We start from the raw sequence: 15051 nt of genomic DNA on the forward strand, positions 1-15051 counted from the left end.
TACTTTATCCATGAATTACAGGCTCCTCCTGGCCTGTCGGCACGAGAGAGACCATGAGCCTTGTCGTTCGCACGCTGTCCGAACAGATCTTCACGATCATTCGCGAACGGATCATCAGCGGCGATCTGCCCGAAGAACAACCGATCCGTCAGGACGCCCTCGCCAACGAACTGGGCGTCAGCAAGATTCCGCTGCGCGAGGCGCTGGCGCGGCTGGAGCAGGAAGGCCTGCTGACCAGCCAGGCCAATCGCGGCTTTTTCGTACGGTCATTGGGGGCGGGCGAGGCGGAGGAAATTTACGAACTTCGCCTGGCGCTGGAGCCCGATGCCGCCGCTCGCGCCAGCCGGGTGGCGACCGACGCCGACCAGCAGGCGGCCAGGGATGCCCTCGTAGCGCTCGACGTCGCCGCGCATGAGGCGCTGCATGAGGTCGCGCTGCGCAACCGCGCCTTCCATCTGGCGCTGGTGCGGCCGCTGGGCGCGGCCTTGACCTTTCAGTTGATCGAGCGGTTACAGGTGCTGGCCGAACGCTATGTCGTTCAGCATCTCAAGCCTGCCGGGCGCGAGACGCGTGCGCACAAGGAACATCATGAACTGCTCGACGCCTGGTTGGCACGCGACGAGGCACGCGTCGCCGGGTTCCTGACTGACCATATCGGCGCCACCCTGGTCGATCTTCGCGCCCAGTTGAGCCGCTGACCCGTTCAGCCGGGGGGCCGCGCGAGCGGCGTGGTGATGATCCGCGCACCCCGGCGATAGGTCAGGTATCGCCACAGCCATTGCAGACTGACCCGGATGCGCTGCGCGAAACTGACCAGCAGCACGACATGGACGATCGCCCAGAGCATCCAGGCCAGATAGCCCTTCATCCGAAACCGCCCGAAATCGAAGATAGCGGCGTGCCGCCCGATGATCGCGGCATTGCCCCGATTGTGGAAGCGGAAGGGTCGGGCCGATTGCTCCTTCGTCAATCCCGCACGTAGCGCCTTGCCCAGATACTGGCCTTGCTGCTGCGCGACCTGTGCCAGTCCGGGCAAGGGCTTGCCCTGCTCATCGGGACACGCAGCAACATCGCCCAGCGAGTAGACATCATCGATTCCGACGACCTTCAGGTCGGACCCCACCGCCACCCGCCCGCCTGGTCCCGGCGCGATGCCGAGCAGCTTGGCGGCCCCGGTCGGCGCGACGCCAGCGCCCCAAAGAACGGTGCGGGCGGGAATGAATTGCCCACCTGCGGTCAGCCCTTCGGCCGTGATCGCCTCGACCGGGCAATCGGTCATCACCTGAACCCCCAGCCGCGACAGCGCGCGTTCGGCATAATCGGCCAGCTCGTCGGGAAACGCCGCCAGGATGCGCTTTCCGCCTTCGACCAAAATGATCCGCGCCGTTTCAGGTCGAATGCGCCGAAAGTCGGAGGTCAGGGCATGGCGTGCCAGTTCGGCCACCGATCCCGCAAGCTCGACCCCGGTCGGGCCGCCGCCGACGATCACGAAGGTCATCAACGCCTCGCGATCCGCCACGCCGTCGCGCTCCGCCTCCTCGAATGCGCCCAGCACGCGCGACCGGATGACCCGTGCCTCCTCGATCGACTTGCAGGAAGGGGCGACGCTTCGCCACTCGTCATGCCCGAAATAGCTGCTGGTCGATCCCGTCGCGACGACCAGCCGATCATAGGTCAGCGTCTCGCCCGTCGCCAGCGCCACCTCGTGCCGGTCGGTATCGACCTGCACGACCTCCCCCAACACCACCCGGATATTGGGATAACGGCCCAGCACATGCCGGATCGGCTCCGCCACATCCGCCGGGGACAGTGCGGCGGTCGCCACCTGATAGAGCAGCGGCACGAACAGGTGATAGTTGTTGCGGTCGACCACCGTCACCCGGACCGGTGCATTGGCGAGCTGCTGGGCGACGGCGAGCCCGCCAAAGCCTGCCCCCACGATGACGATGTGCGGCCAATTCGGATCGACGTTGGCGGCGGCGCTGCTCATCCCCCTGCCCTCACCATGTCACGGCGATCTTGCCGAAATGGCCGCCGCTTTCCTGCAACCGGAATGCCTCGGCCAGATCGGGCAGGTCGAAGCGGCGATCGATGACAGGCCGGAGCGCGGCATCGTCCAGTGCCCGAACGAATTCCATCTGCATCCGGCGGCTGCCGACGATCAGCCCCTGCAAGCGCGCCTGTTTGCGCATCATCGTCGCGGTCGGCACGTCGCCCGCCACGCCGGTCAGCACCCCGATCAGGCCGATATGCCCGCCGATCCGGACCGCATCGATCGACTGGGCCAGCGTACCCGGCCCACCGACCTCGATGACGTGATCGACACCGCCGCCCGCCCAGTCATGGACGCGCCGCCCCCAATCCTGATGGGTGCGATAGTTGATCGTATGCGCGGCCCCGAGCGCACGCGCGCGTTCGAGCTTCTCGTCGGATGAGGAGGTCACCACCACCTGCGCCCCCATCATCCGCGCGATCTGCAAGGCCCAGATGGACACACCACCGGTGCCGAGGACGAGCACGCTGTCCCCGGCCTTCAGACCGCCATCGACCACCAGGCTGCGCCATGCTGTCAGACCGGCGGTGGTGATGGTCGCCGCCTCGGCATGGTCATAGCCCTTGGGCGCGTGGGTGAAGGCCGTCGCGGGTGCGACCACCGTCTCACAGGCATAGCCGTCGATCCCGTCACCCGGCACGCGGGCGAAGTCGCCGACGCGGGGCGGCCCCTCCTGCCAGTCGGGGAAGAAGCAGGCGATCACCGCGTCGCCCGCCGCAAAGTCGGTCACCTCGTCCCCGACCGCCTCGACCACGCCTGCGCCATCGGCCATCGGGATGCGGCCATCCTCAGTCGGCATGCTGCCCGAGACGACGCCATAATCATGATAGTTGAGGGATGTCGCGTGGAGCCGCACCCGGATCATTCCGCGACCCGGGGCACCGGGGTCGGGCCGTTCGACCAGCCTCAGCCGATCCAGTCCACCCGGTGCATCGAGGATCATCGCCTTCATACCGTCGCCTTCATCACTGTCGTTCGTTCGCAAAAAACGCAGGCGCGACGCGATGCGATCCCTCAGCCGGTCGCCAGCACCCACCCATCGGGCAGGAAATCGACTGACATATAATAGTAAAAGGCACAGCTTCCGTCACCGCGATAGCTGCCGCCTTTCACAATGCCGAATGCCGTGTCGCCCAAAAAGACGGGACCGCCGCTGTCCCCGCTCCGGCAGGTGGGACCACGCACCGCAACCCAAGTCGGGGTACAACCGCCCCCGCACAGATCGCCCGCAGGGGCGAAGTCGGGCATCCAGACTTCCGCACAGCTATAACCGGTCCGCTCGCCCCGATGGCACACAATGTCACCCGCACGGGTCGAGGCACGGGGGCGTGCCCCCGTCACGGTGCGGCTGATCGTCTTGGCGGTGTCGCTCCAGAAATGGGGCGCGAGCAGATGATCGCTGACATTGACCTGCACGTCCTGATAGCCCCAGCCCCATTGCCCGGCATAGCGTAGCGGATACGCCGTCCCCATGGCGTCGATCCAGGACAGATCGTCCGGGCAGTGCGCGGCGGTGACGATCGCGCTCTCGGCCGCTCGCCGGACCACGAAGCCGCTGGTGCAGGCGTAACGCCGCCCATTGGCCCGATCGACACCGACCAGCCGCGCTCCGCCCTGAAGATCAGCCAGATCGATCTCCGGCGTATCCAGGGTGGCGATCTTCACCGGCACGCCCGCGATCCGCGCGATCCGATCGCGCAGAGCGTCCGTTGCTTCGGCCAGCAAATCCCCCCGACCGACCATCAAGACCAGCGCCCCGATACGCGGATCGACGCCGATGCCCGGCGGCTGAGTCAGGTTGGCACGGATTTCGGTCTGGTGCAGCGCGAGCGCGACGACCAACTGGTGATGGGTGGCATAGGCCCCGGTGCGAAACCGGATGGCGACCGCCTGCCCCGCCAATTGGACCACCCGGTCGGCCACCGAGGCATCGCCGGTCAGCAGCACATCGATCCGGAACGGCGCATGACCGACCGACAGGCCGGCCAGGCGGTCGGCGAATTCGATTTGCAACGCATCGGTCAGCGGCACCGATGCCTCCTGCACGCGAAGCTCCTGCAATGCTTGCGGGCCGGAGAGCCCCGAGGCCAGGCCATATTGGTCAGCATCAAGCGCCAGCGCGGCGGGGCTCTTCACGGGAACCGCTCCCCCCTGCGCCGCGGCCATAGCGGGCCACGCGAACAGGATCAGCAACAGGACGATGGGCCACGACAAAGCCCAGCTATCGCCCCGCAAAGAATAGCCTTGGTTATATCCCATCGTTTTAGTATGTATTCTTTGCCTGTAGCCGGAAAGCGGCGATATACGGGCAGAACAGGGAACCCACACGATGTTGCGACGCCATATTTCCTCGTTGATCCTTCTTGCCGCCGCCGCAACGGTCGCGGGCTGCTCGCCCTCCGGATCGGGCAATGTCACCGCGGTCGACAACCAAGCTGCGCTGGCGCTGGATAACGAGGTGATCGCGAATGACGAAGGCGTGCTGAACGAGGATAGCGCGGTCGGCAATGACCTGCTCTCGGACAATGGGGTGACCCTGAACGCCGCGAACGCGAATTGATTTTTCCCTCGGTGGCGGGTCCTTAGCGGGCTCTAAACCGCTCCTCCTCGCCAAAGGAAGCTCCCTAAGGCGATCGACTGGCCCGGCGGATGGTACCCGTCGGGCCTTTTTTTTCGTCAGCGGTCGGAATGGCCCAGCGTGCGCAGGATGCGCAAATCCTGCTCCACCACGCCGGCCGAGAGACGCTCGATCAGGCGCTGGGCCTGACGCCACATGCCGGTCGGTGGCGGGGCCGCGACGGGGGCGTCCAGCAACCGCCCGCCGCACATTTGCGCCAGGGCCGATCCATGAACCGAACCATCGACGATCAGCGAGGGGAATGGCAGCGCGCCATCGGGCGATGCGAAAAGCTGCCCGCCGCTACGCTCCAGCGCGGTCGCGGCGGGTGGCTGGAAGAACAGGGCACCCGCGACCTTCGAGACATAATGGCTGGGCGACAACCGCGCCCACCAGATGCTGGCGAGGCACGCCGCCCCTTCCGCCACCAGCAACACGGTCTTGTCGGCATGGGCCACCGCATGATCCAGCCGAGTCGCCCAAATGTCCCGCGCCTCGCGTGAGGCGCCATCGAACGGCAATTGGACATCGCCCTGTCGCGGCCAGGCGAACAGATTTTCCCAGGGCATGGTCCGCTCGCCATCCACCATGGGCAGGGTGATGATCGAAAAGGGGTCATTTAGACGCAGTTCGGCCGGCATGGTCTGCTCCGTCATTGGCGCCCCTAAGCTACGCCACTTCGCGCGAAGGGCAAGAGCCCGTCGCCTTATCGCAGCGTCATTCCGACGTGGCGAGCCGTGCCGGACGCCGCGAACTGCTGAGCGCTGTGGCGATGCTGTCGACCATCAGCTCATATTGGTCGGCGGTGTAACCCGCCGCCAGAAAGGCGCGAACCTCATGCGAGGGCACGCTATAGCCATGGTGCCAGCTCAGCACCGCCATGCGCCGCAGCGCCTCCAGCGAGGGATCGGCCAGACGGGGATTGCGCGTCTCGCCAAAAATGCTGCCCAGCGCGCGGCTCAGCTTGCCCGGTGCGCGCAGGCTGGCGATGCGGTCCCGACGGGCCAGCGCCACGACCTGCCATTCGAGCGCGGAAAGCCGAGCGTCGGGACGGATCGCCGACGCGCCGCGCTGCGTGATGGCCGCATCGACCGCGACGCGGGCGGCACCGATTTCCTGAAAAGCGACATAGGCCATGAGACTACCCCTTCTGTCGCGCGACATCCCGCGCGCCCGGCCTGTGCCCGACGCGATCGGCAGTCCGTAGCCCGCCGCCGTGCTGTCTCGCTTGTTATCGATCAGAAAGGCCCGAAGCGCCTTCCATACCGAGTGGTATATTAACCGATGGAAAGGTCGTCAAGCAGTTTTATACCGGGTGGTATTTAACGCGAAGGCCAGAGTGCCATGCCGGTTTCGACCAGCGTTTCCAGATCCGCGCGCGTCGCGCCGGACCCGGCCTGCACCGCCATCCCCTGGAACAAGGCATAGAGATATTGCGTCAGCCCTTCGGGATCGACGCCGTCGCGCAGATCACCTTCTTCCTTGGCCCGCTGGAAACGCGCCAGCAGTGCGGCCTGGGACGAGGCTCGCCGGGCGACGACCTCCGCCTTGATCGATTCGGCCTCTGCCCCGCAAGCCACCGAGAGGATGACGCCCAGACACCCTTGCGGCTCGTCGCAATTGGTCTGCGCATCAAGCGCGCCGCGCAACAGATACTCGGCTACCGCGCGGGCGGTCGGCTGCTCCAGCGCGTCGCGCATATAAGCGAGCTTTTCGGCTTCGTAGAGATCCAGCGCCTTGTGGAACAAGGCTTCCTTATTGCCGAATGCGGCATAGAGGCTGGGCTTGGTGATTCCCATCGCCTCGGTCAGGTCGGCCATAGACGCGCCCTCATAGCCCTTGCTCCAAAACACCCGGAGCGCGGCTGCCAGGGCCTTGTCAGTGCAGAATTCGCGTGGCCGCCCCTTACAGACGGGCAATAGGTTTTTCATAACACTCGGTATAGAATTATCCGAGCGGTTTGGAAAGCCCCGGCGGTCGCATCGACGCGCCGGGGTCCTTCCCGATCGGGATCAGGCTTGCGCCAAGGCGCTCCGACGGCGGCCATAGGCGAAGTAAAAGGCCAGGCCCGCCGCGTTCCAGATGGCGAAACGGACGATGGTCGAGCTGGGCAGGCTGAACAACAGATAGAGGCAACCCGCGATCGCCAGCGTCCCGACCAGATAGGGCTGCGGACAGCGGAACAGCCGCTTGGCATCGGGCGCCTTGCGACGCAGCACCATCAGGCAGGCACCCACCGAGATGAACGCGAGCAAGGTGCCCGCATTGGCAAGCTCGGCAATCTCGTCCAGCCGGAAGATACCCGCCACCAGCGCGATCGACACGCCGGTGACCAGCGTGATGCGGGTCGGCGCGCCGCTCCGCTTGCTGACCACCGCCAGCGATTGCGGCAGAAGTCCATCGCGCGCCATGGTGAAGAAGATGCGGCTTTGCCCATACATCATCACCAGAATGACTGAGGGCAGCGCGATGACCGCCGCCAGCGCGATCAGATGCGCCGCCGTCGGCTGCCCCAGCGACCGCAGGACCAGCGCCAGCGGCTCGGGCGAGTTGGCCAGTTGCTGGAAGGGCAGCGCGCCGACCGCCGTCACCGCGACCGCCATATAGATCAGGGTGCAGACCAGCATCGATCCGACGATGCCGATGGTCAGGTCGCGGCCCGGATTCTTGGCCTCCTCCGCCGAGGTCGCCACCGCGTCGAAGCCGTAAAAGGCAAAGAAGACGATCGCCGCCGCCGCCATGACGCCGCGCTTGGCGCCATCCACTTCGGTCGCGGCAAAGCCATAGGGCATGAACGGGTGGAGATTGTCCGCGCTGAACGCCGGGGACGCGAAGGCGACGAAGACGCCCAGCGCCACCAGCTTCACCACCACCAGAATGATGTTCAGCGTCGCGCTTTCGCGGGTACCCGCGACGAGCATTCCCATCACGGACAGCGCGACGAGCACCGCCGGCAGGTTGATGATGCCGCCGCCATGCGGGCCGGACAGAAGCTCGGGGGGCAGATGCACGCCCGCCGCCTGTATCCATCCGACCAGATAGCCCGACCAGCCGACCGCCACGGTCGAGCAGGCCAGCGAATATTCCAGGATCAGGCTCCACCCCACGACCCAGGCGAGCGTCTCACCCAGCGCGGTATAGCTGAAGGTATAGGCGCTGCCCGCCGCCGGAATCAGCGTGGCGAGTTCGGCATAGGCCAAGGCGGCACAGGCGCACACCGCACCGGCGATGGCAAAGGCCAGGATCACCGCGGGTCCCGCGCGCTCCGCCCCAACGCCGGTCAGCGTGTAGATGCCGGTGCCGACGATCGCGCCGACCCCCAGGGCGATCAGATGCGGCCAGCTCAGCGTCTTGGCCAGCGCCTGCCCCTCGCCATGCTGGGTCGCGCTGCCCAGCGGTTTTAACGGTCCGAACATCGATGGAAATCCCCCCGCCCTGTGACTGGTTGTCCTATGGGCTCATGATTGTCAGACGACGGGTGAAAACCCGCCTTTCAGGTCCATCAGCGTGGACCGGATATGCGCGTCAAGCAATCCCTGAAGCCGCGCCGCATCGCGGGCCATGAAGGCATCAAGCTGTTCGCGATGCTCCAGATGCGCGCGCGCGTCGCGACCCGCGGGTTGCAGATGGGCGACGACATAACGCTCGGCCAGCACCGCCAATTGGCGGACGAGCTGGATGGTCAAGGGGCGCCGAACTGGGCGCACCATGGCCATGTGGAATTGGCGATTGCAGACGGCGACGCGTGCCAGATCGCTCTGGGCCGCCTGATCGAGCGCATCGAACGCCGCGACCAGCTTCACGCGGTCCTCGTCATCGGCGACCAGCGAGGCTTGGGCCGCCGCGATCGGTTCGATCTTCAGGCGGAGGCCGTAGATATCCTCGGCCTGTTCGGCGGACAGCGCGCCGATCATATAGCCGCGATTGGCGACGCCGTGGAGCAGACCTTCCTGCTCCAGCCGGGCCATCGCCTCGCGCAGCGGAATCTTGCTGACCCCCAGTTCGGCGGCCAGCGCATCCTGGCGGATCGGACGATCGGCGGGGATCGCGCCCGCGATGATCCGTTCGCGGACGATCGCGAAGATGCGATCCGCCAGCGTCTGCACGACGATGACGCCCTCGCCCCGATGACGCCCGTCATCGAGCGCGCTGTCCAGGGGCGAGAGCGTCGTCGCCATCAGGCGGCCTTGGCCTGGCCCAGGGCCGGACGGGTCGCGGCAGCCTTTTCGACCATCGCGATCACCTCGGCACGACGTTCGCCCTCAAGGACATAACGCGGCGGCAGCACCCGCTCCGAGCCACGCCCCATGACCTGTTCGGCCAGCTTGATCGACTGGACCAGATCATGCTCGGCATCGAGATGGAGCAGCGGCATGAACCAGCGATAGATTTCCATCGCCTTGGCATGATCGCCGCGCTCGAACGCCGCGACCAGTTCGACCGACTCCTTGGGGAAGGCGTTGGTCAGGCCCGAGACCCAGCCCTGCGCGCCCAGATACAGCCCCTCGAGCGCCACGTCGTCGAGACCGGCGAACAGGGTGTAACGGTCACCGAACGCATTGCGGAAATCGGTGAAACGGCGGGTGTCGGGCGCCGACTCCTTGACCGCGACGATGTTCTTCACATCGACCAGCGCCTCCAGAACCGTCTGGTCGATCACTGTGCGATAGGCGGGCGGATTGTTGTAGAGCATGATCGGCAGCCCGGTCTGGTCCGCCACGCCCTTGAAGTGGTTCACCAGTTCATGCGCCTTAGGCACATAGACCATCGGCGGCAGCAGCATCAGGCCGTCGGCCCCGGCCTTTTCCGCCGCCTGGGCATAACGGACCGCGCGGCGCGTGTCATATTCGGACACGCCGGTGATGACCGGAACACGCCCGGCCACCGCCTCGACGATCGCGGTCAGCACCGTGACCTTCTCGTCATAGTCGAGCGAGTTGTTCTCGCCGACCGTGCCGAGCGCGATCACGCCGGTCACGCCGTCGCGAACCAGATCGTCGACGACACGCTGCGTATCGGCGAGGTCGATCGACAGATCCTCCCGAACCTGGGTCGTCACTGCGGGGAATACGCCGCGCCAGCCGATGCTCACAATCAGTCTTCCTGCTATTGTTCTAGATACTGTATACTTTCTTATCGAATGATCGCGATCCGGTCAACGATCATTCCTCGTCGGGATAGGGCCCCTTGCCGCCTTCCGCGATAAAGCGATCGTTGCGCTGCTCGATCACGCCGAGCGGCACATAACCCAGTTGCAGCATGGCATCGTGCCACGCACGGATGTTGAACTTCGGCCCCAGGGCCTTCTCCGCCTTGGCCCGTGCGCGCTGGAAGGCGAGCTGCCCCATATAATAGGACAGCGCCTGACCCGGCCATGCGATATAGCGGTCTACCTCGGTCTCGATCTCGTGATCCGAAAGGGCGGTATTGTCATGCAGATAGGCCTGCGCCTTCTCACGGCTCCACCCCATGGCATGGATGCCGGTATCGACCACCAGCCGGGCGGCGCGCCACGCCTGATAGGAAAGCATGCCGAACCGGTCATAGGGCGTCTTGTAGAAGCCCATATCCTCGCCCAGCGCCTCGCAATAGAGCGCCCAGCCCTCGCCATAAGCCGACAGATAGCTGTCGCGGCGGAAAGCGGGCAGGTCCTTGTTTTCGGCGGCCAGCGGCATCTGGAACGCATGGCCCGGCGCGCTCTCGTGCAGCGTCAGCGCGGGTAGCGCATAGAGTGAACGCGACGGAAGATTATACGTGTTGACCAGATAGATACCCGTGCCCCCACGACCGGCGGTATAGAAAGGGGCCAGGTCGGCGGGCACCGGCTTGATGGCGAAACGGCTGCGCGGCAGGCGGCCGAACCAGTCCGACGCGATCCCGTCGAAACTCTTGGCAAGCCAAGCCGCCCGGTCGAGCAGGTCCTGCGGCGTCTTGGCGTAGAATTGCGGATCGGTGCGCAGGAAGGTCAGGAAGGCGGGGAAGTCGCCCTTGAACTTCACCTCCTTCATCACGCCGTCCATCCGCGCACGGATCCGCTGCATTTCGGACAGGCCGATCGCATGGACCTGTTCCGCAGTCATGTCCGAGGTCACATATTCGCGGATCTTCGAACGGTAATAGGCCTTGCCATCGGGCAGGTCATAGGCCGCCGTGCTGGCCTGCGCGCGCGGCATATAGTCGTTGCGCAGGAAGGTCAGCAGCCGCTGATGCGCAGGCAGCACATCATCGCGGATCGCGGCTTGCGCCTCCGCCCGCAATGCCGCAGCCGTCGCGGGGGCGATGGTTGCAGGCATCGTCCTGAACGGTTCGTAGAAGGGCTGCTTTTCGCCCACACCCGCATCGATCACCTGCGCGACGCCAATGTCCCGCCCCTTCAGCGTGACGCGCGGGACCGTGAAGCCCCGCGCCAGCCCTGCGCGCATATTGACGATCTGCTGATCGAAATAGCGCGGCATCTGGTGCAGCATGGCGATATAGCCGCGATACTGGCTTTCCTTGGTGAAGCTGCCGCGCGACCAACTGGCGAGATTGCCCCAGAAGCTGGTATCCGCGTTGAGCGGCTTTTCATATTCGCGGAACCGCTGCGCGGCGAGCAGCGCGTCGATCTGGCCGCGATAGACCATGTAATCGGTGCGGACCTCGGGCGAGAGGGTGGCGGGGTCGATCGCATCCAGCGCCTTGGCCGTCGACTCCCACCGCGCCAGTCGCGCGGCCTGGGCGGCCGGGCCGACATCGGGGAGTTGGCGCGAACCGGCGCTGCCGCTGTCCTCGTCGGCCGCATTCTGGCTGACGCGCCATTTATACTCGGCCTCCGACAGCGCACGGAAGCGGGCATCCGCCGCCGTTGGCGCTGGATTTGTGGCCCGTGCCGGGGTCGCGACCTTCGCGTCGGCAAAGCCGACCGGCAGGATCGCCAGGGCCACACCGGTCAGCAGCAACATGGTCCGGTTCGTCATGCTTAATCCCCTTTGCTCAACCGTTCAAAGCCATCACGTCGCGGTGCAGGTCGGGGGAGATTTCCACCCCTTCGACCAGCGAAACCGCACGCGCGGCATAGCGCCGGGCGGAGGGCAATCGCGCCCCCTGCCCCGTAATCGCGCCGAACATCGCCTCTGCCCGTGCCTGATGCTCGGGCAGAAGATCACCCAGGAACCCCTTGGGATCGATGGCGATAACCAGTTCGCCACCCAATGGCGATCCGCCGCGCCCGGCATCGATGTCGATCGACTCGCGGCTGGTCAGGTCGCCGATCAGCGGCCCGGCGAGCAGCTCGACCATTGCCGCCAGCGCCGATCCCTTATGCCCACCAAAGGTCCGCATCGCGCCGGACAGGATCGCTGCGGGATCGGTCGTCGGGTTGCCCTGTGCATCGACGCCCCAGTCGTCGGGCACCGATTTGCCCGCACGCCGGTGAAGCTCGATCTCGCCACGCGCGACCATGCTGGTGGCGAAGTCGAAGACGAAAGGCGGCTGACCGGGGCGCGGCCAGCCAAAGGCGATCGGATTGGTCCCGAACACCGGCTCCGCTCCGCCGGATGGCGCGACCCAGGCATGGCTGGGCGTGAAGGCCAGCGCGACCAGCCCCGCCTCCGCCAATTCCTCGACCTCGGGCCAGAGCGCGGCGAAATGCACGACATTGTTCAGCGCCAGCGCGGCGATGCCGTTCGTGCGCGCCTTCTCGATCAGCGCGGGCTTGCCGGTCTGAAAGGCCAGTTGCGCAAAGCCACCGCCGCCATCGACCCGAACCAGCGCCCTGGCCGGGTGCGACAGGACCGGCTCGGCATCCGGCACGACGACGCCCTTCTCGATACTGGAGACCGCGACCAGCAAACGGTAAATGCCGTGCGAGGTGCATCCGTCCCGCTCGCCCGCGACCATCGTTTCGGCCACCGCCTCCGCATGGGCGGGCGCGAGCCCGGCGCCCCGCAGCTTGGTGCGGGCAAGCTGGCGCAATTCCTCCAGCGTCATACGGATACCGGTCAAGCCACGGCCCCCTGCTTCGCAGTAAACAGCCGCATGCCGAAAATCGGCCCTGCCGTGCTGCGATCATGCGGCACGATGCGGACGCGGACGCTCTTCTTCCCCTTGGTCAGCGGTTCGGGGAGCGGATATTCGACATCGAAGAACGCGCCCGGCCTATCGTTTTCAAGATGTTGCGTGGCGACCTTCACATTGTCGACGAGGATGTCGAAGTCGCGTGCGCGCTCCTCGCCCCAATAGGTCGCCTGCAGGATCATTGGGCCGGGGCGCACCGCCATGCTGAACTCGATATAACCGCCCGATCGCGCGTCGCGGCCCTGCCGTCCGCGATAGGAAACGGGGTAGGAAATGTCCGAGGTCAGGTTGTGGTCGCGCTCAGGCTGCATCTCGCCCAGATGCATGACGTCGACAGATCGCGCCGCAATGTCGCGCGCCCGTGCCTGTTCGGCGAGGAAGGCGGCCTCCTGCGTCTTCCATCCGGCGTCGGTGAAACGCTTGAAATAGACCGCACTACGCCGGTCATATTGGCTGTAGAATGGCGCAAAGCTCAGATTGCCGGGTCGGAAGATTCCCGCCGTGCTATAGCGCCCCCCTGCCCCATCGGCGGGCGCGAAGCCGGATAGCGGATTGGCGCCGACCATGACGGGGTCGGGCGAGTCCCATTTCGTATCCCGCCCGCCCAGATCCGCGGCCATGACCATCGGCCCGCGCAGCACGGCAACCACCGTATCGTCGCCCGGCGTCGCCTCGATCCGCAGGTCGAGCGGCAGGCGGATCGCCACGCTGTCGCCCGCCTTCCACCGGCGATCGACAATCGCATAGCCCCGCTCGATTTGCGGCGTGACCGTCTGTCCGTTGACCTCGACCACCGCCTGGCCATTGGCCCAGCCGGGGATGCGCAGCGCGACCGGGAAGCGCCCTGCCCGATCCAGCCGGTTGAAGGTCATCCTGGCCTGCCCGTCCATCGGATAGGCGGTGTCGAGCGTGACGATCGCGCCGCGCTTTTCCCATCGCGCCTCGGCCGGGATGTAGAGGTTGACGAAGAAGGTGTCGCCGCCCTGCCAGAAGATGGACTCGCCATGCTTGGCATGGGCTTCCATCCCCGATCCGACGCAGCACCAGAAGGCATCGTCCTTGTCCGACGAGAATTCCCGCACCATGCCCGACATCAGCGGCGTCATATAGGTGAAGCCGCCATGCTCGGGATGCTGCGCCGCCATGACATGGTTCAGATGCGCCCGCTCATAATAGTCGAACAGCCGCCCGTCTGGCTTCCAGCCATAAAGGTGCCGCGTCAGCTTGAGCATGTTGTAGGTATTGCAATGCTCGCACGTCTGGTCGGTGATGTGGCGCGCGATGGTGTCGGGCGCGGAGAAATATTCGCGATCGGCATTGCCACCGATGACATAGCTGTGGCGGCCGGTCACCGTTTCCCAGAAGAAGCTCGCCCCCTTGGCCGGTTCGGGCTTGCCAGTGATCTCATGGATGCGGGCCAGCCCGATCAGCTTGGGGACCTGCGTATTGGCGTGGAAATTGGCGAGCTTGTCCTCGCCCGCGACCAGCGGATCGAGAACCTTGCGGTCATAGATCCGCTCGGCCAGCGCCAGCCACTGACGGTCGCCGGTGCGCTGATAGAGTTCGGCGAAGCTCTCGTTCAATCCGCCATATTCGCAGCCCAGCACCTCTTGCAGCCGGGCATCGTCGAGCGCCGCGAACACCCGCGCGAAATAGCCGCCCAGCTTCACCGCGACGTCGAGCGCCTGCGCATTGCCCCAGCCGCCATGAATGTCGAGCAGGCCGGCAAACAGCTTGTGCACCGTATAGAGCGGCGACCAGCTACCGTTCAGGTCGAAGCCGCCGGACTTGATCTTGCCCGCCATGACCTCGGGGAAGATTTCCTCGCCATCGACCACTTTGCCGTCGGGCCGCTTGCGGCCCAGCGCACCGACATAACCATTGCCACGCTTGTCCTGCGCCTCGGCCAGTTCGGTGACGATATAGTCGGCGCGGCGGCGCATCTCGACATCGCCGGTCTGCTGCCAGGTCAGGACCAGTGCGGACATGTAATGGCCCAGCGTATGGCCCGCGATCGTGTCGCTTTCCCATCCGCCATAGCGGGGGGCCCGGGGCTCCAGTCCGGCATAGAGACGGAAATTGTGAAGCAACCGATCCGGACTGAGCCGATAGAGATAGCGTCGGTTGGTCTCCACCGCCGTCGCATAGGCCGACGGGCGCAACCGTATCGCCGTCAGCGGCAACGGCTCCGCCTTCGACGGCAGGACGGACATACCCGCCGCCATCGCCCGGGGCGCCGCGCCCATCAGGGCGACCGTCGCCGCTCCCCGCATCCACTCGCGTCTATTTGTCCGCACCATCTTGCTCTCCAGCCTATACTGTATAC

14 protein-coding genes are annotated in these 15051 nt (G+C 65.8%); 2 read left to right on the forward strand and 12 right to left on the reverse strand.

Features of this window, described 5'->3' with window-relative positions; genetic code table 11:
• Nucleotides 1–53: 53 nt before the first annotated feature.
• On the forward strand, nt 54–698 hold the full coding sequence (locus tag NZL82_RS00705; protein WP_261267863.1) for a GntR family transcriptional regulator: 645 nt from the start codon (nt 54–56) through the stop codon (nt 696–698).
• Nucleotides 699–703: 5 nt separating this feature from the next.
• Here the strand turns inward: NZL82_RS00705 and NZL82_RS00710 are convergent, their stop codons facing one another.
• From NZL82_RS00710 to NZL82_RS00720, 3 genes are all read right to left on the reverse strand, one after another.
• The gene (locus NZL82_RS00710) at nt 704–1990 is read right to left on the reverse strand and encodes an NAD(P)/FAD-dependent oxidoreductase (protein ID WP_261267864.1); all 1287 of its coding nucleotides are present in this window, start codon (nt 1988–1990) and stop codon (nt 704–706) included.
• A 10-nt stretch (nt 1991–2000) separates the two neighbouring features.
• Entirely contained in the window at nt 2001–3005 is a 1005-nt protein-coding gene (locus NZL82_RS00715; protein ID WP_261267865.1) for an NAD(P)-dependent alcohol dehydrogenase, read from the reverse strand.
• A 62-nt stretch (nt 3006–3067) separates the two neighbouring features.
• Nucleotides 3068–4189 (reverse strand): S1 family peptidase, encoded by a 1122-nt coding sequence (locus NZL82_RS00720; RefSeq protein WP_261267866.1) that lies wholly within the window; start codon nt 4187–4189, stop codon nt 3068–3070.
• A 193-nt stretch (nt 4190–4382) separates the two neighbouring features.
• Here NZL82_RS00720 and NZL82_RS00725 point away from each other — a divergent pair, with 193 nt between their 5' ends.
• Nucleotides 4383–4613: a hypothetical protein gene (locus NZL82_RS00725; protein WP_261267867.1), complete on the forward strand. Its 231-nt coding sequence runs from the start codon at nt 4383–4385 to the stop codon at nt 4611–4613.
• Between the two features lie 116 nt (nt 4614–4729).
• On the opposite strand, the gene NZL82_RS00730 is transcribed toward NZL82_RS00725, so the two are convergent.
• From NZL82_RS00730 to NZL82_RS00770, 9 genes are all read right to left on the reverse strand, one after another.
• Nucleotides 4730–5326: an alpha/beta hydrolase gene (locus NZL82_RS00730; RefSeq protein ID WP_261267868.1), complete on the reverse strand. Its 597-nt coding sequence runs from the start codon at nt 5324–5326 to the stop codon at nt 4730–4732.
• 61 nt (nt 5327–5387) lie between these two features.
• A complete protein-coding gene (locus NZL82_RS00735) occupies nt 5388–5807 on the reverse strand; it encodes a hypothetical protein (RefSeq protein WP_261267869.1) in 420 nt (139 codons plus the stop codon).
• Nucleotides 5808–5992: 185 nt separating this feature from the next.
• Entirely contained in the window at nt 5993–6601 is a 609-nt protein-coding gene (locus NZL82_RS00740) for a TetR/AcrR family transcriptional regulator (protein WP_261267870.1), read from the reverse strand.
• An 81-nt stretch (nt 6602–6682) separates the two neighbouring features.
• On the reverse strand, nt 6683–8086 hold the full coding sequence (locus NZL82_RS00745; RefSeq protein ID WP_261267871.1) for an amino acid permease: 1404 nt from the start codon (nt 8084–8086) through the stop codon (nt 6683–6685).
• Nucleotides 8087–8137: 51 nt separating this feature from the next.
• A complete protein-coding gene (locus tag NZL82_RS00750; RefSeq protein ID WP_261267872.1) occupies nt 8138–8848 on the reverse strand; it encodes a GntR family transcriptional regulator in 711 nt (236 codons plus the stop codon).
• A complete protein-coding gene (locus NZL82_RS00755; RefSeq protein WP_261267873.1) occupies nt 8848–9762 on the reverse strand; it encodes a dihydrodipicolinate synthase family protein in 915 nt (304 codons plus the stop codon). The genes NZL82_RS00750 and NZL82_RS00755 overlap by 1 nt, the downstream gene beginning before the upstream one ends.
• A 70-nt stretch (nt 9763–9832) precedes the next feature.
• Nucleotides 9833–11626, reverse strand: coding sequence for a DUF885 family protein (locus NZL82_RS00760; protein WP_261267874.1), 1794 nt, complete (start codon nt 11624–11626; stop codon nt 9833–9835).
• A 16-nt stretch (nt 11627–11642) separates the two neighbouring features.
• The gene (locus tag NZL82_RS00765; RefSeq protein ID WP_261268224.1) at nt 11643–12638 is read right to left on the reverse strand and encodes an Ldh family oxidoreductase; all 996 of its coding nucleotides are present in this window, start codon (nt 12636–12638) and stop codon (nt 11643–11645) included.
• Nucleotides 12639–12649: 11 nt separating this feature from the next.
• The gene (locus tag NZL82_RS00770) at nt 12650–15025 is read right to left on the reverse strand and encodes a glycoside hydrolase family 127 protein (protein WP_261267875.1); all 2376 of its coding nucleotides are present in this window, start codon (nt 15023–15025) and stop codon (nt 12650–12652) included.
• Nucleotides 15026–15051 lie beyond the last annotated feature (26 nt).

Source organism: Sphingomonas sp. LC-1 (assembly GCF_025371035.1).
GTDB lineage: Bacteria > Pseudomonadota > Alphaproteobacteria > Sphingomonadales > Sphingomonadaceae > Sphingomonas > Sphingomonas sanguinis_E.